Source organism: Mesorhizobium sp. WSM4840 (assembly GCF_055811755.1).
In genome coordinates this window covers 648,565-671,213 of record NZ_JBVVQD010000001.1, presented here as the reverse complement: position 1 = coordinate 671,213, position 22,649 = coordinate 648,565, and the positions used below count along the sequence as shown (strand labels likewise).

Annotated in this window: 18 protein-coding genes and 1 pseudogene; 11 read left to right on the top strand and 8 right to left on the bottom strand. The window is 63.3% G+C overall.

What is annotated here, in order from left to right:
• Window positions 1-120: 120 nt before the first annotated feature.
• The 5 genes from dnaQ to AC0L3I_RS03335 form a co-directional block, all read right to left on the bottom strand.
• A complete protein-coding gene (gene dnaQ, locus AC0L3I_RS03355) occupies window positions 121-840 on the bottom strand; it encodes a DNA polymerase III subunit epsilon (protein ID WP_473525965.1) in 720 nt (239 codons plus the stop codon).
• Between the two features lie 86 nt (window positions 841-926).
• Window positions 927-1,529 (bottom strand): dephospho-CoA kinase, encoded by a 603-nt coding sequence (coaE, locus tag AC0L3I_RS03350; RefSeq protein ID WP_473526000.1) that lies wholly within the window; start codon window positions 1,527-1,529, stop codon window positions 927-929.
• 5 nt (window positions 1,530-1,534) lie between these two features.
• Window positions 1,535-2,386, bottom strand: coding sequence for a shikimate dehydrogenase (locus AC0L3I_RS03345; protein ID WP_473525964.1), 852 nt, complete (start codon window positions 2,384-2,386; stop codon window positions 1,535-1,537).
• Window positions 2,379-2,978 carry a Maf-like protein gene (locus AC0L3I_RS03340; protein WP_473485799.1) on the bottom strand — a complete coding sequence of 200 codons (600 nt, stop codon included), beginning with the start codon at window positions 2,976-2,978 and terminating at the stop codon, window positions 2,379-2,381. The genes AC0L3I_RS03345 and AC0L3I_RS03340 overlap by 8 nt, the downstream gene beginning before the upstream one ends.
• Window positions 2,979-3,148: 170 nt before the next feature.
• Window positions 3,149-3,970, bottom strand: a complete 822-nt coding sequence (locus tag AC0L3I_RS03335) for a pyruvate, water dikinase regulatory protein (protein ID WP_473485800.1) — start codon at window positions 3,968-3,970, stop codon at window positions 3,149-3,151.
• A gap of 403 nt (window positions 3,971-4,373) precedes the next feature.
• Here AC0L3I_RS03335 and hemE point away from each other — a divergent pair, with 403 nt between their 5' ends.
• From hemE to rho, 3 genes are all read left to right on the top strand, one after another.
• Window positions 4,374-5,402: a uroporphyrinogen decarboxylase gene (hemE, locus tag AC0L3I_RS03330; protein ID WP_473485801.1), complete on the top strand. Its 1,029-nt coding sequence runs from the start codon at window positions 4,374-4,376 to the stop codon at window positions 5,400-5,402.
• Entirely contained in the window at window positions 5,399-5,950 is a 552-nt protein-coding gene (gene hemJ, locus AC0L3I_RS03325; RefSeq protein ID WP_473485802.1) for a protoporphyrinogen oxidase HemJ, read from the top strand. The genes hemE and hemJ overlap by 4 nt, the downstream gene beginning before the upstream one ends.
• 261 nt (window positions 5,951-6,211) lie before the next feature.
• Entirely contained in the window at window positions 6,212-7,477 is a 1,266-nt protein-coding gene (rho, locus tag AC0L3I_RS03320; protein ID WP_027153631.1) for a transcription termination factor Rho, read from the top strand.
• 70 nt (window positions 7,478-7,547) lie between these two features.
• On the opposite strand, the gene AC0L3I_RS03315 is transcribed toward rho, so the two are convergent.
• Window positions 7,548-9,566: a thioredoxin domain-containing protein gene (locus AC0L3I_RS03315; RefSeq protein ID WP_473525963.1), complete on the bottom strand. Its 2,019-nt coding sequence runs from the start codon at window positions 9,564-9,566 to the stop codon at window positions 7,548-7,550.
• A gap of 63 nt (window positions 9,567-9,629) precedes the next feature.
• On the opposite strand from AC0L3I_RS03315, the gene mnmE reads away from it, so the two are divergent.
• Window positions 9,630-10,952: a tRNA uridine-5-carboxymethylaminomethyl(34) synthesis GTPase MnmE gene (gene mnmE, locus AC0L3I_RS03310; RefSeq protein ID WP_473525962.1), complete on the top strand. Its 1,323-nt coding sequence runs from the start codon at window positions 9,630-9,632 to the stop codon at window positions 10,950-10,952.
• Window positions 10,953-11,152: 200 nt separating this feature from the next.
• Here mnmE and AC0L3I_RS03305 read toward each other — a convergent pair.
• Window positions 11,153-12,123 (bottom strand): annotated as a pseudogene (locus AC0L3I_RS03305) (IS110 family RNA-guided transposase).
• 417 nt (window positions 12,124-12,540) lie between these two features.
• Here AC0L3I_RS03305 and mnmG point away from each other — a divergent pair.
• The 4 genes from mnmG to AC0L3I_RS03285 are packed head-to-tail and all read left to right on the top strand — an operon-like array spanning window position 12,541 to window position 16,804.
• Window positions 12,541-14,415: a tRNA uridine-5-carboxymethylaminomethyl(34) synthesis enzyme MnmG gene (gene mnmG / locus AC0L3I_RS03300; protein ID WP_473525961.1), complete on the top strand. Its 1,875-nt coding sequence runs from the start codon at window positions 12,541-12,543 to the stop codon at window positions 14,413-14,415.
• Window positions 14,412-15,047, top strand: a complete 636-nt coding sequence (gene rsmG / locus AC0L3I_RS03295) for a 16S rRNA (guanine(527)-N(7))-methyltransferase RsmG (RefSeq protein ID WP_473525960.1) — start codon at window positions 14,412-14,414, stop codon at window positions 15,045-15,047. Before mnmG ends, rsmG begins: the two co-directional genes overlap by 4 nt.
• Window positions 15,048-15,083: 36 nt before the next feature.
• Window positions 15,084-15,884: a ParA family protein gene (locus AC0L3I_RS03290; protein WP_123148722.1), complete on the top strand. Its 801-nt coding sequence runs from the start codon at window positions 15,084-15,086 to the stop codon at window positions 15,882-15,884.
• Window positions 15,885-15,919: 35 nt separating this feature from the next.
• Complete coding sequence (locus tag AC0L3I_RS03285; RefSeq protein ID WP_473485828.1) at window positions 15,920-16,804, top strand: ParB/RepB/Spo0J family partition protein; 885 nt, start codon at window positions 15,920-15,922, stop codon at window positions 16,802-16,804.
• 529 nt (window positions 16,805-17,333) lie between these two features.
• On the opposite strand, the gene holA is transcribed toward AC0L3I_RS03285, so the two are convergent.
• A complete protein-coding gene (gene holA / locus AC0L3I_RS03280; protein ID WP_473525959.1) occupies window positions 17,334-18,386 on the bottom strand; it encodes a DNA polymerase III subunit delta in 1,053 nt (350 codons plus the stop codon).
• 432 nt (window positions 18,387-18,818) lie between these two features.
• Here holA and AC0L3I_RS03275 point away from each other — a divergent pair, with 432 nt between their 5' ends.
• From AC0L3I_RS03275 to AC0L3I_RS03265, 3 genes are read left to right on the top strand one after another with little or no spacing between them, the layout of a single operon-like run.
• Window positions 18,819-20,051 carry a thiamine pyrophosphate-dependent enzyme gene (locus tag AC0L3I_RS03275; RefSeq protein WP_473485808.1) on the top strand — a complete coding sequence of 411 codons (1,233 nt, stop codon included), beginning with the start codon at window positions 18,819-18,821 and terminating at the stop codon, window positions 20,049-20,051.
• A gap of 2 nt (window positions 20,052-20,053) precedes the next feature.
• Window positions 20,054-21,067 carry an alpha-ketoacid dehydrogenase subunit beta gene (locus AC0L3I_RS03270; protein ID WP_473485809.1) on the top strand — a complete coding sequence of 338 codons (1,014 nt, stop codon included), beginning with the start codon at window positions 20,054-20,056 and terminating at the stop codon, window positions 21,065-21,067.
• Between the two features lie 5 nt (window positions 21,068-21,072).
• On the top strand, window positions 21,073-22,470 hold the full coding sequence (locus AC0L3I_RS03265) for a dihydrolipoamide acetyltransferase family protein (RefSeq protein ID WP_473525958.1): 1,398 nt from the start codon (window positions 21,073-21,075) through the stop codon (window positions 22,468-22,470).
• Window positions 22,471-22,649: the final 179 nt, after the last annotated feature.

Genomic DNA, 22,649 nt, shown 5'->3' with positions numbered 1-22,649 from the left:
AGGGGTCTGCGCCGCGTCGCTCCTTGCTCCGCCCTAGGATGACGAAGTGGAGGGGCGTTTTCGGCCAATCTCGAAGATTTGCATATCGACGCCACTGCCGATCGGCACCCGTCAAAATCACTATGCCGCGGAACTCGCTTCGGGGGCGACGCGCAGCCAGAGCGCCTTTTCGCCTAATGTGCCGACCATGCTCGTGTGCGCGCTGCGCTCTGCGTCGGTCAGGCGAGACGGCAGCGCAATCGGCCTCACGCCGATGCTGATGTCAATATCGTCGACATTTCTTCTGCCGCCGGCCGACGCCGTGGCACTGTCGAGGATGAGCGCCGCCTGCTTGCCGCCGATGAGCTCGATATAGACCTCGGCCAGCAATTCCGAATCGAGCAACGCGCCGTGCTTGGTTCGGCGAGCATTGTCGATGCCATAGCGCCGGCACAGCGCGTCCAGCGAATTGGGGCCCATCGGATGCTTGCGGCGCGCCAGCGCCAGCGTGTCGACGACAAGTCCGGGATCAACGACCGGGTGGCCAAGCCGACCGAACTCGACATTGAGGAAAGCGATATCGAAAGTGGCATTGTGGGCGACCAGCTTGGCGCCGTCGATGAAGGCAAGAAACTCCTCGGCGATGTCGCTGAAGGTCGGCTTGCCCATGAGGTCGGCGGCGCTGATACCATGAACGGCCTGCGCCTCCGCATGAATCGGTCGTCCTTGCGGATTGATGTAATGGTGGAAGGTGCGGCCGGTCGGGAACCGATTGACCAACTCGATGCAGCCAAGCTCGATGACGCGGTCATCACGGAAATCGAGACCGGTGGTTTCCGTATCGAAGATGATCTCGCGCATCGAATCAGTCCGTTGGTTCCGGCGTTATTTCAGCCGAATCATGATTGGAACAAATTGGCAACATATTACGCCGGACGCAAGCGCCGTTAAGCAGGCTTGCCGGCTTTATCCCCGACCAGTTCGGCGACAATCGCATTAACCGCCGCGCGCGCCGCATCAAAACCTTGTCCGGTGTCGATGACGAAATCGGCGGCCTTACGCTTTTCGGCGTCGGGAACCTGCCTGGCCAGGATCGACGCCAGTTTCTCCTCGCTCATGCCCGGCCGCGCCAGCACCCGGGCGCGCTGGACGTCGGGCGAGGCGGTGACGACCACGACCTTGTCGACGCGGTCGCGGCCGCCGGTTTCGAACAGCAGCGGGATGTCGAGAACGACAAGCGGTACGCCGGCAGCGCGGTTCCTGGCCAGGAAGGCGTCGGCGTCGGCGCGGACCAGCGGGTGGATGATCGCTTCCAGTCGTTTCAGCGCGGCTGCATCGCCGAGCACCCGCTCGGCCAGCTTGGTGCGGTCGACCGACCCGGATTTTGTCGTTCCGGGAAAAGCCGCCTCGACCAGCGGAGCGGCCTTGCCGACGTAGAGGCGATGTACCACCTCATCCGAATCGTGGACGGGCACGCCGGCTTCGGCAAACATCTTTGCCGTCGTCGACTTGCCCATGCCGATCGATCCGGTGAGGCCGAGCACGATCATGCTTTTCATTCCCTGGTCATTGCTTGGGCGCCAAGATCGGCGACAATCATCTGCCGCAATTCGGCAGTGACCTGCGGCCTGATGCCGAACCAGCGCTCGAAGCCGGGCACCGCCTGGTGCAAAAGCATGCCGAGCCCGTCGACGGTCTTCAGGCCCCGTGCTCTGGCTGCGGCCAGTAATGCCGTTTCCAACGGCACATAGACAATGTCGGTGACGATGGCATGGTGCGGCAGCCTGGCCGGATCGGCGGACAGGCCCTCATTGCCGTGCATGCCGAGCGCTGACGTGTTGACCAGCAGGCCGGCATCGGCAAGCAGCTCGCCGGTCGCGGTCGTGCTGTGGGCCGAGACCCCGCCGAAGCGGTGGCGCAGCTCCTCGGCTCGGGCGAGCGTCCGGTTGACGATGCGGATATCGTCAACCCCGCGCTGCTTCAGCGCATGGATGACCGCGCGCGAGGCGCCGCCGGCGCCGAGCACCACGGCCGGGCCATTGTCTGCCCAGCCCGGCGCATGCTCGTCGAGATTGGCGGCAAAGCCATGGGCGTCGGTGTTGCCGCCCCACAGTTTTCCGCCCTCGAACCAGAGCGTATTGACCGCGCCGATCTGTTCGGCCGCATCGTCGCGGCGCGCCGCCAGCGCGAAGGCGGCCTCCTTGTGCGGGATGGTGACGTTGCCGCCACGGTAGCCATTCGCCGCGAGCGTTTGGACAAATTCGGCAAAAGCCTCCGGCGCGACGTCGATCGCCCGGTAGCTGCCGTCGACACCGTACTTCGCCAGCCAATAGCCATGGATCTTCGGCGACCGGGAATGCGCGACCGGATGGCCGGTGACGAAGGCCTTTTTCGCGGCCTCAGCCATCGATGGCGCCGAGGTCACGCAGCTTGGCCAGGACGGGCAGAAGCGGCAGGCCGACAATGGTGAAATAGTCGCCTTCTATTCTTTCGAACAGCTGGATGCCCTCGCCTTCGATCTGGTAGGCGCCGACGCTGGACAGCGCCTTGGCGCCGACCCGCGCCAGATGGCGGCCGATGAAGGCGGGCTCGAGCTTTCGCATGGTCAGGCTGGCGATGCCGACATGCCGCCACAGGGCCGCGCCGTCGCGGGCCAGCACGACGGCGCTGTTGAGTTGATGGGTCTTTCCCGATAGCGCCAAGAGATGGCGGCGCGCGGCTTCCATGTCGGCTGGCTTGTGGAACACTTCGTCGGCGAGCGACAGCGTCTGGTCGCAGCCGAGCACAAGGGCGCCGAGCTTTCGCTCACTGACCTCGGTGGCCTTGGCCTCGGCAAGCACCAGTGCGACGTCCTCGGGCGAGATACCGCTGCCCTGCAAGGGCGCTTCGAGCGCGCGCTCGTCGACTTCCGCCGGAACCGCCTCGACCGCCACGCCGGCATGGACAAGCAGCGCCTTGCGAAACGAGCTGCTCGAGGCAAGGATGATTTTTTCGGCCATTTTTTATCGCCCGATTCCTGACGCTCACTAGGGTGTGTCGAGATTCAGGTCAGGCCGAGCCGAAAATGGTGGCTTCCGAGAACCGGAGCGGAGCGTACTTTTCGTACGTGAGCACCGGAAGCGCAGGAAGCCGCCGTTTGCAGGCCGGCATCACCTGAATATCACACGCCCTAGCGCGTCTTGCCGCGCAGGGCAACGATAGCCGCCGCCGTCTCCTCGATCGAGCGGCGGCTGACGTCGATCATCGGCCAGCCATGCCGGGTGCAGATCTTGCGGGCATAGGCAAGCTCTTCGCTGATCGCGGCGCGGTCGACATAGTCGGTAGGCTCATAGGCGCTGGTGTTGCCGAGGATGCGGTTCTGGCGAACCTGCGAGATGCGCTCGGCGGTGGCGATGAGCCCGACGATCAGCGGCTTCGCGGCGTTGACCAGGCTTTCCGGCACCGGCACGCCGAGCACGATCGGGATATTGGCGGTCTTGATGCCGCGATTGGCGAGATAGATGCTGGTCGGCGTCTTCGAGGTGCGCGAAATGCCGACGAGCACAATGTCGGCATCGTCCATATTGGCCGGCAGCTGTCCGTCATCATGCTCCATGGTGAAGTTGAGCGCGTCGATGCGGCGAAAATATTCGGCGTCGAGGACATGTTGGGCGCCGACGCGGCGGCCGGCCGGCGTGCCGAGATAGGACTGGAACACGGTCAGCACCGGTTCCAGCACGGAGACGCAAGGCAGGCCCATTGCCGCGCAGCGTTCGTCGATGCCGCGGGCGAGGTTCTGGTCGACGACCGTATAAAGGATGATGCCCGGCTCCTCCTCTATGTCCTCGAACACTTTCGTCACCTGCTTTTCGGTGCGGATGAGCGGGTAGATATGCTCGATGGCGCGCGCATCCTTATATTGCGCGGAAGCCGCGCGCCCGGCCGCCAGCAGCGTTTCACCGGTGGCATCGGAAATCAGGTGAAGGTGAAAGAAGCTCTGGGGTTTGTTCACAGGGGTTCGTTCCAAGCTGTGGGCCGATGTGGATAAGGTCGGTCGGAAAGATCGGCCAGTTCGGGGCGACTGTATCAGATGCCAGTTTGTCCACAATTCGATGCGCTGTCGGCTTCGTCGGGCGGCTGGGGACAAGTTCGGGGACGTGCTTTTTTGACTAGGCGTTATCCACAGGTCCGTTTTCTTTGCGCGGGCGGCAACGCATTGTTCCCAGTTGGAAATTTCCAACTGTCCCCAAAGTCCTCCTATCCGGCAGAAGAAGCACGCGACAATATGCTGGCTGGCCTTTTCCGGGGCAAAGCGGGACAGGAAACAACCACCGATACCAACAGACTCTTAGAATCATAAGATTCCTAGAAATAGAATATTTAATTATAGAGAAGCCTGGAGAGGCGAGTGCTGAATGCCTGAAAACCGGATCATGCTGGACGTGTTGAAGGGCAAGGCTGCGTTTCCGCCGCCGATCTGGATGATGCGCCAGGCTGGCCGCTATCTGCCGGAATATCGGGAGACACGCAGGCGGGCCGGGTCATTCCTCGATCTTTGCTACGATCCCGATCTTGCCGTGGAAGTGACACTGCAGCCGATCGAACGCTTCGGCTTCGACGCATCGATCCTGTTTTCCGATATCCTTGTCGTGCCGCATGCGCTGGGCCGCGACGTGCGCTTCGAAGAGGGACGCGGGCCGCTGTTGACGCCGATCTCGGCAACGGAGATTGCGGCTCTCGACGGCGAAACGTTTCACGTGAATCTCGAACCGGTCTATGAGACGGTCAGACGTTTGCGGGCAAAGCTGCCAGATGAAACGACGCTGATCGGCTTCTGCGGCGCGCCGTGGACGGTGGCGACCTATATGATCGCCGGCCACGGCACCTCAGACCAGGCGCCGGCGCGGCTGTTTGCCTATCGCGAGCCGGCGGCTTTCCTGCAGCTGCTGAACGTCCTTGCCGATCATTCGGCCGCCTATCTGATCCGCCAGATCGAAGCCGGCGCCGATGTGGTGCAGATCTTTGACTCGTGGTCCGGCGTGCTCGATGAAGTTTCATTCGAGGTCTTTTGCGTCGGGCCGGTGGCGGAGATCGTCAGGCAGGTTCGGGCCGTCCATCCCAATGTTCCGATTATCGGCTTTCCCAAGGGCGCCGGCGCCCACTATCGCAGCTATCGCAAAAAAACCGGCGTGACGGGGCTGGGGCTCGACTGGACCGTGCCGTTGACGACGGCGAAGGAACTGCAGCGCGGTGGCGCCGTACAGGGCAATCTCGATCCGTTGCGGCTGGTGGCCGGCGGCAAGGCGCTAGCCGACGGCGTCGACGCAATCCTGAAGGCATTGGGCGATGGGCCGCTGATCTTCAATCTCGGCCATGGCATCACGCCGGAGACGCCGATCGCGCATGTCGAGGCGATGGTGAAGATGGTGCGGGCACGTCGATGACCGACACGAATAACGCCAACAGTGGTGCGGACAGCAGCGGGGCGGGAGCGATGCGTCGAGCAGCGATCGCCATCGTCATCTTCCTCGTCCTGGCTGGGCTTCTGTTCCTGTTCGGGCCGGATGATTTCTATCCCTGGGCAAAGGCGATCCATGTCATCGCCGTCATCTCCTGGATGGCGGGCATGCTCTATCTGCCGCGGCTGCTGGTCTATCATGCCGACGCCGAGAAAGGCTCCGCCCAGTCGGAAACCTTCAAGGTGATGGAGCGCCGGCTGCTACGCGGCATCATCAATCCGGCCATGATCATCACCTGGGTATTCGGCCTCTGGCTGGCCTGGAAAGGCTTTGCTTTTCAGGGCGGATGGCTGCATGCCAAGATCGCCGCGGTGCTCGGGCTCTCCGCCGTTCATGGCTATCTGGCAGGCGCGGTCCGCAAATTCGCCGAGGACCGCAACGAAAAGCCCGCGAAGCACTGGCGGATCGTCAACGAGATCCCCACATTGCTGATGATCGTCGTCGTCGTGCTGGTCATCGTGAAGCCGTTCTGACGCCGCCGCATCGGCCAGAAATCGGAATCGATTTTCGGAAAGTACGATGCGGGACTCGAAAAGTCTTACAGCGTCCCTTTGCGCGTCAAGAGAGACGCGCAGCGGCCACAAAAGGCGGCTTGCTCTTTTAGTCGACCGACGATAAAAGACGGGTCTTCCTTCCCGTCATGCGCCGCCCATTCATCGCTTCGGCCGCGCCCGGCATTTGTCGCATCCCGCCGATATTTTCCCCATGCTTACTCACTCAGAGTCCGTCTAATGATGCAAGAAATGAAACTCACCGAGTTCAAGAACAAGAAACCGCCAGAGCTGATCGCCTATGCCGAATCGCTCGAGGTCGAGAACGCCAGTGTGATGCGCAAGCAGGAGCTGATGTTCGCGATCCTGAAGCGGCTGGCGACCCAGGATATCGAGATCATCGGTGACGGCGTTGTCGAAGTGCTGCAGGACGGTTTTGGCTTCCTGCGCTCGGCCAATGCCAATTATCTGCCGGGTCCGGACGATATCTACATCTCGCCGTCGCAGATCCGCCGGTTCTCGCTGAAGACCGGCGACACGGTCGAAGGCCCGATCCGCAGCCCGAAAGAGGGCGAGCGCTATTTCGCGCTGCTCAAGGTCAACACGATCAATTTCGACGACCCGGAAAAGATCCGCCACAAGATCCATTTCGACAATCTGACGCCGCTTTATCCGACCTCGCGGCTGAAGATGGAAATGGATGTTCCGACCTCGAAGGACATTTCGGCCCGCGTCATCGACCTGGTGGCGCCGCTCGGTAAAGGCCAGCGCGCCCTGATCGTGGCGCAGCCGCGCACCGGCAAGACGGTGCTCTTACAGAACATCGCCCACTCGATCACCACCAATCATCCGGAATGCTATCTGATCGTGCTCTTGATCGACGAGCGGCCGGAAGAAGTCACCGACATGCAGCGTTCGGTGAAGGGCGAGGTCGTCTCCTCGACCTTCGACGAACCGGCGGTGCGCCACGTCCAGGTCGCCGAAATGGTGATCGAGAAGGCCAAGCGCCTTGTCGAGCACGGGCGCGACGTCGTCATTCTGCTGGATTCGATCACCCGCCTCGGCCGTGCCTACAACACCGTGGTGCCGTCATCCGGCAAGGTGCTGACCGGCGGTGTCGACGCCAATGCGCTGCAGCGGCCGAAGCGCTTCTTCGGTGCCGCCCGCAACATCGAGGAAGGCGGCTCGCTGACCATCATCGCCACCGCGCTAATCGACACCGGCAGCCGTATGGACGAGGTCATCTTCGAAGAGTTCAAGGGTACCGGCAACTCGGAGATCGTGCTCGACCGCAAGGTCGCGGACAAGCGCATTTATCCGGCCATGGACATCCTCAAGTCCGGCACCCGCAAGGAAGACCTGCTGGTCGCCCGCCAGGATCTGCAGAAGATCTTCGTGCTGCGCCGCATCCTGGCGCCGATGGGCACCACCGACGCCATCGAGTTCCTGATCGACAAGCTCAAGCAGACCAAGACCAACGCGGATTTCTTCGATTCGATGAATACGTAAGGGGTTGGACAGCGCTGCCCCTTCCTGCCTTCTCCCACAAGGGGAGAAGGAGAACCGCGCACCCCCTCACCTATCCGCGCCGCAACCGCCGCTCGAGCTCCTCAGTGTCCGTTATCACCGGCAGGCAGACCTGCCCGGTGCACAGCCAGGCGCCGGGCTCGGTCGTTGGCGGCAGAACGCCGCCTGGGAGCATCGGCAGGTTTGTCGCCGAACCGACCGGCACGATAGTGTCGATCCGGCGCGGGTCCGGATTTCGATTCGCGACCGGAACAAGCCCCGGATTCTCCGGGTTCTCCACCAGCACCAGCTTCAACGGCTCGATCGCCAAGGCACAGGCGTTGACGACACCCGCTTGGCCATAGGCCTGGTGCGCCGCACGGCCGGCCGCGTGTTCGGCTATCCTCAAGGTCTTTTCCTGCAATTCGAGATCGCCCGAAAGCGAAGACAATCGAACCAGAGCCTCGATGATCTGGCCGGCCGCTGACGGAATGGCCTCGTCGACATCGCCCCTGATGCGGATCGGCACGTCGCTGCTGTCCGACGCGGTGAGATAGTAGCCGATGTTGTTCTCATCGCTATGCCATTGATCGAGCTGCGCGATGAATTGGCCGGCCAGCTCGGCATAACTCGATGTGCCGGTAGCCTCGAACAATGAGATCGCGGCGTTGGTCATGGCGGCGTAATCGCTCGACAGCGCCGGAAAAAGCTTCTTTGCGCCAAGCATCGAATGCGGCAGCCGGCCGTCTCGACCAGCGCTGGCAATGGCAGCAAAGGCCTGTTCCGCCGCCTCGATCCAGTCGATCCGTTTCAGAGCGCGCCCGGCTTCGGCGAGAGCCGCGATCACCAGGCCGTTCCAATCGGTCAGGATTTTGCCGTCACGCCCGGGTCTGACGCGCTGCTCCCGGGCTGCCAGCAATTTTTCTTTCAGCGGAATGAGCCGGTCGCGATCGGCGACGCTTTGCTTTTGCTGGGCCTCAGTTTGGTGGATGATCGGCTTGCCCTCCCAGCCATGCGGGCCGGAAAGCGTGAAGTATTTGACAAATAAGGCTGATTCGTCGCCGAGAGCGGTTTCGATCTCATCCCTGCTCCAGGTGTAGAACAACCCCTCTTCGCCCTCGCTGTCGGCGTCGAGGCTGGCAGCGAAGGCACCGCCATCGACGCGCATCTCGCGCAAGAGCCAGTCGATCGTCTCTTCGATTCGCCCCCGGAACAATTCATTGCCGGTCGCCGCATAAGCCCAGTTGCACAGCCGGACGAGCTGGGCGTTGTCGTAGAGCATCTTTTCGAAATGCGGCACCAGCCATTCGGCATCGGTGGAGTAGCGGCTCAGCCCGCCGCCGATATGGTCGTAGATGCCGCCAGCCAGCATCTTTTCGAGGCTGAGCAGGACGGCGTCGCGATGGGCTGTGGCGCCGTCGCGCAGCCAGGACAGCCAGAGCGTCTGCATGAACGGCGCATTGGGGAATTTGGGCGCGCCGCGCAGGCCGCCCAGATCCCGGTCGATCATGCCGTCGATACCGTTGGCGAGCGTGGCGAGCGTGTCGCGATCGAGCACGGCCTTGGCATGCGTGCCCGCCAGCCGCGCCTTGACATGCGTGGTCAGGCCGTCGGCGCTTTGGTTAACGCTTTCTTTCTTCTCGCGCCACGCCTTGTCGACCGCCTCCAGCACCTGGACGAAGCCAGGGCGACCGTAACGTGCCTCGCGCGGAAAATAGGTGCCGCCCCAGAAAGGTTTTCCGTCCGGTGTCAGGAACATGGTCAGCGGCCATCCGCCCTGCTCGCCCATCGAGGACAGTGCGGCCATATAGATCTGGTCGATGTCCGGCCGCTCCTCGCGATCGACCTTGATATTGACGAAGAGACGGTTCATGACGGCGGCGACGTCGTCGTTCTCGAAGCTTTCGTGGGCCATGACATGGCACCAGTGACAGGCCGCGTAGCCGACCGAGAGCAGGATTGGCCGCTCGAGCGCTCTTGCCTCGGCAAGCGACGCCGGCGACCATGCCCGCCAATGCACCGGGTTGCCGCTATGCTGCTGCAGGTAGGGGCTGGCCTCTTCGGCAAGTAGATTTTGCGCGGGCAATGTCACGGTTGATAACTCGGCAATTGTCAATGAACAAGCGAAGCTAGGGCGGTTGTGCTGGGTCGGCAAATGATTTCCGGTGATTCCATAGTTGCCCTGTCGAGCGGCCGCCTGCCCGCCGGTGTTGCCGTGATCCGCATTTCCGGCTCGAAGAGTCGATTCGTCGTCGAAACGATTGCCGGTTCGATTGTTCAGAACCGTGTTGCCGCATATCGCAAGTTCAGGGCGCCCGACGGATCGGTGCTCGACAGCGGCCTGGTCGTCTTTTTTGCCGGGCCCAACAGCTTTACCGGCGAGGACATCGCCGAATTCCATGTCCATGGCGGGCGTGCCGTGGTGGCGAAGATGCTGGAAACGATCGCCGGCTTTGACGGCGTCAGGCATGCCGAACCGGGCGAGTTCACCCGCCGTGCGTTTCTCAACGGCAAGGTCGATCTGGTCGAGACCGAGGCGCTGGCCGATCTCGTCAATGCCGAGACGGAGGCGCAGCGGCGCTTTGCCGTGCAGAATGCCGAAGGCGCGCAGAGCGAGCTCTATGTCAACTGGCGCCGTCGGCTTATTCATGCACGGGCGATGATCGAGGCCGAGATCGATTTTGCCGACGAAGACGATGTGCCGGGTTCCGTTGCGGAGACGGTCTGGTCGGACGTCCGCGCGATGATCGACGAGATCGAACGTCATGTCCAAGGGTTCCGGGCCGCCGAGATCATCCGCGACGGGTTCGAGGTCGTCATCCTCGGCGCACCGAATGCCGGCAAATCCAGCCTGTTCAACGCTCTGGCCCGGCGCGAGGCGGCGATCGTCACCGAAGAGCCCGGCACCACACGCGATCTGCTCGAAGTGGTGCTGGATCTGGAGGGGATGCGGGTAAGAGTAACCGACACCGCCGGCTTGCGTGAGACACCCGGCAGGATCGAGGCGATCGGTATCGAAAGGGCGAGGAGCAAAGCCGGCACTGCCGATTTGTTGCTGGTGTTGGAGGATATGGTGGAGCCGGTCCCCATCGGCGCAGTTCCAGCCGATGTCCCGTCATTGAGGATCGGGACGAAGGTCGATTTGCTGCGGGATGAATCGCTTGTGGCGCGCTACGACGTGGCAATCTCGACCAGGGACGGGACAGGGCAGGCGGAATTGCTGGCGGAGATCGGCCATCGCGCCGCCGCGCAGATCGGCGAGGCCGGCGACGTCCTGCCGTCGCGGCTGCGGCACGTCGAACTCCTCAATGAGACGAAGCGCTTCCTGCTTGCGGCAGTGGCAGGGGATGAGCGCGGGCAGGAGTTGCGGGCCGAGGAATTGCGGCTGGCAGCGGATAGGCTTGGCCGCATCATTGGAGCGGTCGATGTCGAGGACATGCTGGACGTTATTTTCTCGCAGTTCTGCATTGGCAAGTGACTCACGTGAAACACTTGGGGAGGTTGGGCGGCCTCGGATGATTCACGTGAAACACCACGCGATTAGCTCGAAGGCATTGTTTCACGTGAAACGATTCGCTGGGCAATCGCTTCATTCTTCCGGGCGATGTGCGGCTCTTCCTTCTCCCCTTGTGGGAGAAGGTGTCGCCGAAGGCGACGGATGAGCATCTGTGTTTGTTGTCAAGGGGCGATTGGGCTCCAGAAGCGGTCTTGGGCGATGAGTGCGTTGGCCATGACGACGAGCTTTCGCATGACGGCGACGAGGATGACCTTTGCGGCCTTTCCGGCGTTGCGCAGGCGTGCGGCGAAGGCGGCAAGATCCTTGTTGTAGCGGCTTGCCGACAGCGCCGCCATGTAGAGGACGTTTCTGACAGCCTTGCGTCCGCCTTTGATTGCACGGCGGCCCTGGCGCGGCCCGCTGTCGTGGGCGACGGGGGCGAGGCCGGTCAGCATGGCCGCCTGTTTGGCGTTGAGCGTGCCCATCTCGGCGAGACCGACCAACAGCGCGGTGGCCGTGATCGGGCCAATGCCCGGGATCGACACCAAGATGGCGTGGCGGCGGGCAAGGGCGGAGTCGGCCGAGATCAGGCGAGCGGTTTGGGTTTCGAGACGGACGAGGTGGCGTTCGATCGCCAGCAGTCTGCGCTTGAGTTCGGCGCGCAGAAAGGGGCTTTGGAGTGTCGCCAGGCGGTTGATGAGCGCGGTGCGTTCGGCACTGGCGGCACCGCGCACGCCGACGATTTCCTGCAATGCTTCCATCGCAAGCGAAGCCGGTACCGTCTCGGCCGGTTCGAGTGCGACCCCCATCAAGGCCAGCAGCCTGGCGTCGATCCTATCGGTCTTGGCGAGCTGGCCGCAGGCTTCGGCAAGAGCCGAGCGCGCAGCGGGTTGACGACGGCCACGGCCAATCGCGCCTCGTGCAGCGAGCGTTGCGCCGCCCGATGATATTTGGACGTCGCCTCCATGACCACCCGCCTCACCGCAAGCTCGCCGAGCAGGCGCTTCAGCCGCCGCAGTCCGCCACTGTCATTGGCGACGCGGAAGCTCTTGCCGGCCGGATGGACGTAGACATCGAGCCACTCTTTACACACGTCGATGCCGGCATAGACTGGCGGCATCGCATTCGGTTCGGACAATACCTTGCCTTGCATGCGGGACTTGCTCCCCATCATCTGTTCAGGACCAAATGTGAGAACGAATGGACCTTGCTCATCCGCGGCTCACACCAAGGGGCGTACGGTCCCATCCGTCCACTCCCCGGCGGACGGCCATCCGTCGGGGAGTACAGCTATCTTGCACAAATAGCCGCAATCCGAACATGCAAGGGGTGTTCCAGCTTGGCAAAGTCGGCACTCCGGCCAGCACCCCTCAACCGTCTTGGCGCTGCGCGCCAATCCACCTTCTCCCACAAGGGGAGAAGGCAAGAGGGGGCGGCGCCGACTTTGGCCGTCTCAGCATGGGTTTGTCCCAGCTACATATCCGAAGAGATTACCCGCCAATCGACGGTGTTCTTGACAGCGCGTGCCTCCGGGCACATGTGTCGGTCCACTTGAATTCGGGATTCTAAAATGACCGGTCATTATGATGTGGTTGTGGTGGGTGGCGGCCATGCTGGTTGCGAGGCGGCCAGCGCGGCCGCGCGCGCTGGCGCGAGGACGGCGCTGGTGACGCTGCGCTTCGAGACGATCGGCGTCATGTCGTGCAATCCGGCGATCGGCGGGCTCGGCAAGGGGCATCTGGTTCGCGAGATCGACGCCATGGACGGGCTGATGGGGCGCGTCGCCGATGCGGCCGGCATCCAGTTCCGTTTGCTCAACCGCCGCAAGGGCCCGGCAGTTCGCGGGCCGCGGACGCAAGCGGACAGAAAACTCTATCGGCTCGCCATGCAGGCGGCGATTCGCGAGCAGGCCGGTCTCGACGTGGTCGAGGGCGAGGTTCTGGATTTCGAAATCGACAATGGACGCATAGCGGCCGTGCTGCTGGCGGATGGTCGCAGACTTGCTTGCTGCGCCGTGGTGCTGACGACCGGCACATTTCTGCGCGGGCTGATCCATATCGGCGAGAAGAAGATCGTTGCCGGCCGCATGAACGAGCAGGCCAGCCTCGGCCTGTCGGCCACGATGAGCCGCGCCGGCTTCAAGCTCGGGCGGCTGAAGACCGGCACGCCGCCACGGTTGGACGGGCGGACGATCGATTGGGCGTCGCTGGAGAGTCAGGCGGCCGATGACAATCCCGTGCCGTTTTCGCTGATGACCGACCGCATCGACAACCAGCAGATCCATTGCGGCATCACGCGAACGACCGCGGCGACGCATGAGCTGATCCGCGCCAATCTGAGCCGTTCCGCAATGTATTCCGGCTCTATCGAAGGCGTTGGGCCGCGTTACTGCCCGTCGATCGAGGACAAGATCGTCAAGTTCGGCGACCGCGAGGGCCACCAGATTTTCCTTGAGCCGGAAGGGCTGGACGACGACACCGTCTACCCGAACGGCATTTCGACTTCGCTGCCGGAGGACGTACAGCTCGACATTCTAAAAACCATTCCTGGCCTTGAGCGTGTCACCATGCTGCAGCCGGGTTACGCCATCGAATATGACCATGTCGATCCGCGCGAGCTCAAGCCGACGCTGGAAACCAAGCGAATCTCCGGTCTTTTTCTGGCAGGGCAGATCAACGGCACCACTGGTTACGAGGAGGCCGGCGCGCAAGGGCTGCTGGCCGGCCTCAACGCCGCGCGGCAGGCTCCGGCGAGCGACCAGATCGTGCTCAGTCGCACCGAGGCCTATATCGGCGTCATGGTCGACGACCTGACTAGCCGCGGCATCGCCGAACCTTACCGGATGTTCACCTCGCGGGCCGAGTTCCGGCTGTCGCTGCGGGCCGACAACGCCGATGAGCGGCTCACGCCGCTGGCGATGAAGTTCGGGATTGCCTCGCAGGAGCGGATGCAACGGTTTAGCGACGTCGTGCAGGACCTTGAAAAGGCGAGGGACCTTGCGCTTGGCACGACCATGACCCCCAACGAAGCGGCGCGCCATGGGCTCGAGATCAACAGGGACGGTGTGCGCCGCTCCGCCTATGAGTTGCTGGCCTATCCCGGCGTCGATGTCGGTTGGCTGGCCCGAATCGCTCCGCAGTTTGCAGCAATCGACGCCAAGACGGCCGAGCGCCTCGAAACGGAAGCGAGATATTCGGTCTATCTCGATCGCCAGCAAGCTGACGTCACGCAGATCAGGCATGAGGAGAGCCGGCTGATCCCGAATTCACTCGATTTCGCCTCTGTTCCAGGCCTTTCCAATGAGCTGAAGCAGAAGATGCTGGCGCGTCAGCCGCGCTCGATCGCCGATGCGCAGCGTATGGAAGGCATGACGCCGGCTGCACTGGCCATCATTGTCGCGCATGTCCGCAACGCCGAGGCTGCTGCACGAAGGAATGTTGCGTGAGCGCTGCCTCATGGGCGAGCCTGCAAGAGGCTGCCGGTCCAGTTTCACGTGAAACATTCGAACGCCTGGTAGAGTTCGAGACGGTCTTTCAGAAATGGAACCGCCGGATAAACCTGGCGGCGCAGTCGACGCAGGACGATGTCTGGCGCCGCCACATCCTCGACAGCGCGCAGCTGGCGCGAATCAAACCAGAGGCGAAGCGCTGGATCGATCTCGGCTCTGGCGGCGGTTTTCCCGGCCTTGTGCTTGCGTTCCTGCTCGCCGAGCGCGACGGCGCCAGCATCGATCTGGTTGAAAGCAATCGGAAAAAAGCATCGTTCCTGCAAGCGGTCGTCGGCCAATTCAACCTGCCCGCCAGGGTCGTCGCGCGTCGCATCGACGACGCCTATCCGTTTGTTTCAACACCTCAAATCGTCACTGCCAGAGCGCTGGCGTCGCTACCGGTCTTGCTCGAACTGTCGGCGCCGTGGCTGACGGCCGGCGCGCGCGGCCTGTTCCACAAAGGCCGGGATTACCGTGCCGAACTGGCAGAAAGCGCTCAACGATGGTCGTTCGATCTGGTAGAACATGCCAGCGCGACCGACGCTCATGGCGTCATCCTCGAACTGTCTGATTTGCGCCAACTGACTTAGATCGGCGACCTCGGAATGAATTTCTGGCATAGACCCATGATGAAGAATGGCCCCCGAATCATCACCGTAGCCAACCAGAAGGGCGGCGTCGGCAAGACGACGACGGCCATCAATCTGGCCACGGCGCTGGCCGCGATCGGCGAGCGGGTGCTGATCGTCGATCTTGATCCGCAAGGCAATGCCAGCACCGGCCTCGGCATCGACCGGCGCGACCGCACCGTTTCCTCCTATGACGTGCTGACTGGCGAGCTCGATCTGGAGGCGGCGGCGATCCCGACGGCGGTGCCGGGCCTGTCGATCGTGCCGTCGACGCTCGACCTGCTCGGCATCGAAATGGAGATCGCGTCGGCGCCGGACCGGGTGCTGCGGCTGCGCAACGCCTTACGCGCCTCGGCTGATCGATCGGCCAATTTTGGCTATGTGCTGATCGATTGTCCGCCGTCGCTCAATCTTCTGACGCTGAACTCGATGGCGGCGGCCGATTCGGTGCTGGTGCCGCTGCAATGCGAGTTCTTCGCGCTCGAAGGCTTGAGCCAGCTGCTGGAGACGGTCGAGCAGGTTCGCCGCTCGATCAATCCCGAGCTGACGATCCAGGGCATCGTGCTAACCATGTTCGACGGGCGCAACAATCTCGCCAACCAGGTGGTGCAGGACGTGCGGGCGCATATGGGCGACAAGGTCTATGAAACCGTGATCCCGCGCAATGTGCGTGTCTCCGAGGCGCCGTCCTACGGCAAGCCGGCGATCCTCTACGACCTCAAATGCTCCGGCAGCCAGGCCTATCTGCAGCTTGCCTCCGAGGTGATCCGCCGCGAGCGCAAACTGCGCGCCGCCTAGAAGCCGATTCGATACCGAAACGATCTGGACAGATGATGAGTGAAGACCTTTCGAGAAAAAGACTGGGGCGGGGACTGGCGGCGCTGATCGGCGAAATCGATCGGCCGGCAGCGCCGGAAAAGCAGGGCATGAATGCCGACGGCAAGGTGCCGATCGAGTTCCTGAGCCCGAACCCAAAGAATCCGCGCCGGCATTTTGGCGACGCCGACCTGACCGATCTTGCCCAGTCGATCCGTGAACATGGCGTGGTGCAGCCGGTGGTGGCACGGCCATCGCCGACGCAAGCTGGCCGCTACGAGATCATCGCCGGCGAGCGGCGCTGGCGCGCGGCGCAGCGCGCCGGGCTGACCGAGATCCCGATCATCGTGCGCGATGTCAACGATCGCACCGCGCTCGAACTGGCGATCATCGAAAACGTCCAGCGCACCGACCTCAACCCGGTCGAGGAGGCGATGGGCTACCAGCAGCTGATCGACGATCACGGCTACACCCAGGCCGATCTCGGCCAGGTGATCGGCAAGAGCCGCAGCCACGTCGCCAACACGCTCAGGCTGCTGAAGCTGCCGGACGTGATTCGCGACATGCTGGTCGATGGCGCGCTGTCGGCCGGCCACGCCCGCACATTGGTGACGGCGCAGGATCCGGCGGGCCTGGCCAAGCGGATCGTCGAGGACGGGCTTTCGGTGCGCCAGGCCGAAGCGCTGGCGCAGATGCCGACCGGCGCTCCAACGGTAAAGCGACAGCCTGCAGCACCGGCACAGAAGGATGCCGATACGTTGGCGCTGGAAAAGCTGATGACCGGCACGATCGGCATGATCGTCACGATCGAGCACAAGGAGCGCGGCGGCGTGATCAGCGTCGCTTACCGGACGCTGGAGCAGCTCGATGAGCTTTGCCGGCGGTTGAAGCAGGAGCGGTGATTAGCCGGCAATGGCCTCGGGGTCTGCTTGTTTTAGGCGAGGATAGGCGACCTCATAGCCTACCTGCTCCAGCGTTTCCGCCGCCCCTCACCTGCCTGCCGGCATCCTCTCCCCGTATAGCGACGGGAGAGGGGGCTGTCATCGAGGGTTTCGCCAATCACCAACGTTGCAGAAAAGGTGCCGAGGCTGCGGTCAGCCTCTTTCTCCCCGTTTACGGGGAGAAATGCCCGGCAGGGCAATGAGGGGCGGCGCAAGCATCGACAACTGCTAGCCTCCAAATTGGAGTTTTGTCTGGGCTGGACGCTCTCACTGAAGATTAATGACTATTGTGGCGGCAATCGCGAAGATGGCGAAGCCCACGAGTATCAGTTTGAATATAATAACGAAGTAGCCTGAGATACTGACGAGAAACTCATCCCTTCGTTTGAGTTCTTCGGAATCAGTAGTCGGATTAAGATCGCCATAACGAAATGCGAACTTGATTCGCTCTGACAGATTGAGCTTTGGTTTCTTCGTTTCCACGAGGCCCCTACAAGCCGTTACCTCGGAGCAGCCGGGCGCTTTCCACAGCAATGCCGAGCAGCGCCTGCCGTGCCAGCGCGACCGAGAGGTCCGGCCGGCGCCGCGTCTGCAGGACCGCCGTCTGCAGCCTGGTCAAAGCGCGGCCAAGCGCCTCGCTGTTCCAGCGTTCGAGGGCTTTCTCCACCAACTTGCGCCGCGAGAAAAAAACCGGCGGGCGCGCCGCGGCAACGACCGCCGCGGCGTTGCGGCCGCCGGTGTCCATCAAGCCGCGCATCGCCTGGATCGCCTGCAGCTGCCGCATCGCCGAGGAAAGCACCAGAAAAGCCTGGCCGCCGGACTGGCAGTGGCGGGTGAAGGCCATGTCGAAATCGCCGACCTTGCCTTCGAGCACGGCATCGACGGCGTCGTCGAAGGACAGACCGGAGACGTCGCCCGATGTCGCCTTGACGTCGTCGAGGCCGATTTCGGCCTGACCGTGGGCATAAAGCACCAGCTTTTCGATCTCGCCGCGGGAGGCCAGCCGGTCACCACCGAGGTTACGGCGCAGCGCCTGACGGGCCTCCAGCGTCATCGACATGCCGGCCTTGCGCAATTCGTCGTCGATGACCGCATCGATGTCCCGGGCCTCGTCGGCGTAGCACGGCAAGGCCATGGCAATGTCTGCCGCCTCGACGATGGAACGCAACCCGACGCCTTTCTTCAGGTCGCCGGCCTCGATCAGGATGATGGCGTCACGCGGCGGCTCTGATGTCAGCGCCTTGACGTCATCGGCAAGCGCCTTCTGGCCCGAGGCATTGCGCACCCAGAGCAGGCGCCGGTCCGAAAACATCGGCACGGTGCGCGCCTCGTCGAGCAGGCGGCCCTCGTCGTGGTCGACTTCCGAACCGTCCAGCCTGACCACCGAGAACGGATCGTCGAGCGGCAGTCCGGTTTTGCCGGCAAAGGCCTTCGCCCGCTCGGCGACGAGCCCGCGATCGGGCCCGTAAAGCAGGACGATCGAGATGCGCGGGTCCGGCCGCGCCAACCACGAATCGACTTCGTAACCTTTCTTCTGTGCCATGGGTTCTGGTTAGCATGATGCGGGTGCGGGGTGAACGGCGCACCCCTCCTTTCCTTCTCCCCCTTGTGGGAGAAGGTGGATTGGCGCGTAGCGCCAAGACGGTTGAGGGGTGCTGGACGGAGTGCCGTCCTTGCCAAGCTGGAACACCCTCATCCGTCGCCTTCGGCGACCACCTTCTCCCACAAGGGGAGAAGGAAAGGGGCGCCGCGCGAGGCCTCAATCCGACGCATTGTCTTATCTGGCGGGAAACCCGGCGCAATCATGCGCCAAATTGCGCATGGCGGCGGAAGATCGACAAGAAATTTCGCCGACATATCTTCATCTTGGCAAGTGCTGGCTGGCGCGTCGCTGGCCTGAAGCCCTGCCCGACGAATTGGCACTGGTCTGGCGGTGTGCAAATATCGCGCCGGGCAACATGGGAGGACGAAGGTCATGGCCGAAACAGGAATGTTGCGCTTCCATGTGCCGGAACCCGAGGTGCGGCCGGGCGGGACGCCGGATTTCTCTGATGTGACCATCCCCAAGGCCGGCTCGGTGCCGCGCCCGGAGATCGACGTCGATCCGCGCACCATCCGCGACATGGCGTTCTCGATCATCCGCGTGCTGAACCGCGCCGGCGAAGCCGTCGGTCCGTGGGCCGGCCTGCTTTCCGACGACGAGTTGCTGGAAGGGCTGCGCCATATGATGAAGCTGCGCAGCTTCGACGCGCGCATGCAGATGGCGCAGCGCCAGGGCAAGACCTCTTTCTACATGCAGCATCTCGGCGAAGAGGCGGTGAGTTGCGCCTTCCGCAAGGCGCTGGCGTCGGGCGACATGAACTTTCCGACCTATCGGCAGGCCGGGCTGCTCATCGCCGACGGCTATCCGATGGTCACAATGATGAACCAGATCTATTCGAACGAGGCCGATCCGCTGAAGGGGCGGCAGCTGCCGATCATGTATTCGTCGAAGGAGCACGGCTTCTTCTCGATCTCCGGAAATCTGGCAACGCAATATATCCAAGCGGTCGGCTGGGCGATGGCTTCGGCGATCAGCAATGATTCGAAGATCGCCGCCGCCTGGATCGGCGATGGTTCGACGGCCGAGTCCGATTTCCATTCGGCGCTGGTGTTCGCCTCGACCTACAAGGCGCCGGTCGTGCTCAATGTCGTCAACAACCAGTGGGCGATCTCGACTTTTCAGGGCATCGCCCGGGGCGGCTCCGGCACTTTCGCCGCCCGCGGTCTTGGTTTCGGCATTCCCTCGCTGCGGGTCGACGGCAACGATTATCTGGCCGTCCATGCCGTGGCTAAATGGGCGGCCGAGCGCGCGCGGAAAAATCTCGGGCCGACGCTGATCGAATATGTCACCTACCGCGTCGGCGCGCATTCGAGCTCGGACGATCCGTCGGCCTACCGGCCGAAGGCCGAGTCCGACGCATGGCCGCTCGGCGACCCGATCGTCAGGCTGAAAAACCACCTCATCCAGCGCGGCGTCTGGTCGGACGAACGCCACACTCAGGCCGAGGCGGAAATCCTCGAAACGGTGATCGCAGCGCAAAGGGAGGCCGAGCGCCACGGCACGCTGCATGCCGGCGGCAAGCCCTCGGCGCGCGACATGTTCGAGGGAGTCTATGCCGAGATGCCGCCGCATCTCAGGCGCCAACGCCAGCAGGCAGGGGTCTGACCATGCCAAGGCGGACCATGATCGAAGCGATCCGCGACGCCATGGACGTGTCGATGGCGCGCGACGAACGCGTCATCGTGTTCGGCGAGGATGTCGGCTTCTTCGGCGGCGTCTTCCGCTGCACACAGGGCCTGCAGGCGAAATACGGCAAGAGCCGCTGCTTCGATGCGCCGATCAGCGAATCCGGCATTGTCGGCTCGGCCATCGGCATGGCCGCCTACGGCCTGAAACCTTGCGTCGAGGTGCAGTTTGCCGACTATGTTTATCCGGCCTATGACCAGATCGTCTCGGAGGCGGCGCGGCTGCGCTACCGCTCGAACGGCGATTTCACCTGCCCGATCGTGGTCAGGATGCCGACCGGCGGCGGCATTTTTGGCGGCCAGACCCACAGCCAGAGCCCGGAGGCTCTATTCACGCATGTCTCCGGCCTGAAGGTCGTCGTGCCGTCCAACCCGAACGACGCCAAGGGCCTTTTGATCGCGGCGATAGAGGATCCCGACCCGGTGATCTTCCTGGAGCCGAAGCGGCTCTACAACGGTCCGTTCGACGGCCATCACGAGCGCCCGGTGACGCCGTGGTCGAAGCATGAGCTCGGCGAGGTCGCGGACGGGCATTACACGGTCCCGCTCGGCAAGGCGGTGATCCGCCGGCCGGGTGCCGATGTCACCGTGCTTGCCTATGGCACGATGGTCTATGTCGCGCAGGCGGCGGCCGAGGAGACCGGCATCGACGCCGAGATCGTCGATCTGAGGACGCTGCTGCCGCTCGATCTCGAGACGATCGTCGGCTCGGTGAAAAAGACGGGCCGCTGCGTGGTCGTGCACGAGGCGACGCTGACATCCGGGTTCGGTGCCGAACTTTCGGCGCTGGTACAGGAGAACTGCTTCTATCATCTGGAAGCGCCGGTGGCGCGGGTCGCCGGCTGGGACACGCCCTATCCGCATGCGCAGGAGTGGGACTATTTTCCTGGTCCGGCCAGGCTCGGCCGAGCGCTCGTTGAAACGATGGAGGCCTGACGACGATGGGCGAATATGTGATCAAGCTGCCCGATGTCGGCGAAGGCGTCGCCGAGGCCGAGCTCGTCGAATGGCAGGTCAAGGTCGGCGATCTCGTGCGCGAGGACGCGGTGCTGGCCGCCGTGATGACCGACAAGGCGACGGTCGAGATTCCCTCGCCGGTCGATGGCGAGATCCTCTGGCTGGGCGCCGAGATCGGCGACACGGTGGCGATCGGTTCGCCCATCGTCAGGTTGAAAGTGGCCGGCGAGGGCAATGTGGGGGAGGGTACGACATCGTTAGAGGGTGAGGCGAAAGCTACCGGCGCTACCCCCACCCCTAGCCCCTCCCCACAAGGGGGAGGGGGACGCGCTTCGGCTCCCAAGGCTGATGCCAAATCTGTCGCGCGCCCGTCCGCAAAAGTCTCCGCGCGTGAGGATGAATCTGCCATGGCGACGGAATCCCCCTCCCCCTTGTGGGGAGGGGCTAGGGGTGGGGGTACTGCGGTCGGTGGTAGTACTGCGCCCGTCGCCGCGCCGCGTCCCGAAGGCGAAAAGCCGCTGGCGTCGCCGGCCATCCGCCTCAGGGCAAAAGAGGCTGGCGTCGACCTTCGGCAGGTAGCGGGCAGCGGCCCGGCCGGACGTGTCCAGCATGAGGACATCGACGCCTTCCTGGCACGCGGACCGCAACTTGCGAAGGTCTCCGGCCTCGCCCGCAACGAGGCCGTCGAAGACATCAAGATCCTCGGGCTCAGGCGAAAGATCGCCGAGAAGATGACGCTGGCCAAGTCTCGCATCCCGCACATCACCTATGTCGAGGAGATCGACGTTACTGCGCTCGAGGATTTGCGCGCGGCGCTCAACAAGGAGAAGCGCAGCGGCGCGGAAAGGCCGAAGCTGACGCTGCTGCCGTTCCTGATGCGGGCGATGGTCAAGGCGATCGCCGACCAGCCCAATATCAACGCGCTGTTCGATGACGAGGGCGGCATCGTCCACCAGCATGGCGGCGTCCATGTCGGCATCGCCGCGCAGACGCCTTCTGGGCTGGTGGTGCCGGTGGTCAAGCACGCCGAGGCGCGCGACATCTGGGACTGCGCCGCCGAGCTCAACCGGCTCGCTGAGGCGGCCAGATCCGGCACTGCGACGCGCGACGAGCTCTCGGGATCGACCATCACCATCACCTCGCTCGGCGCCATGGGCGGCGTGGCGACGACGCCGGTGATCAATCATCCGGAAGTGGCGATCCTCGGCGTCAACAAGATGATGGTGCGGCCGGTATGGGACGGCACCCGATTTATTCCGCGCAAGATGATGAACCTGTCCTCCAGCTTCGACCACCGGGTGATCGACGGCTGGGATGCCGCAGTGTTTATTCAACGGATCAAGACGCTGCTGGAAACCCCGGCGCTGATTTTTGTGGATTGATGAGATGAGAACGGTCGCAAAGGCCCCCTCACCCGGCCTCCGCTTCGCTACGGCCACCCTCTCCCCGAGGGGAGAGGAGGTCTCTAGCGCCGGCGCCAGCCTCTTCTCCCCGGTGGGGAGAAGGTGGCCGCGAAGCGGCCGGATGACGGGGCCTTTCTTCGCCAAAAAGAGCATATCGA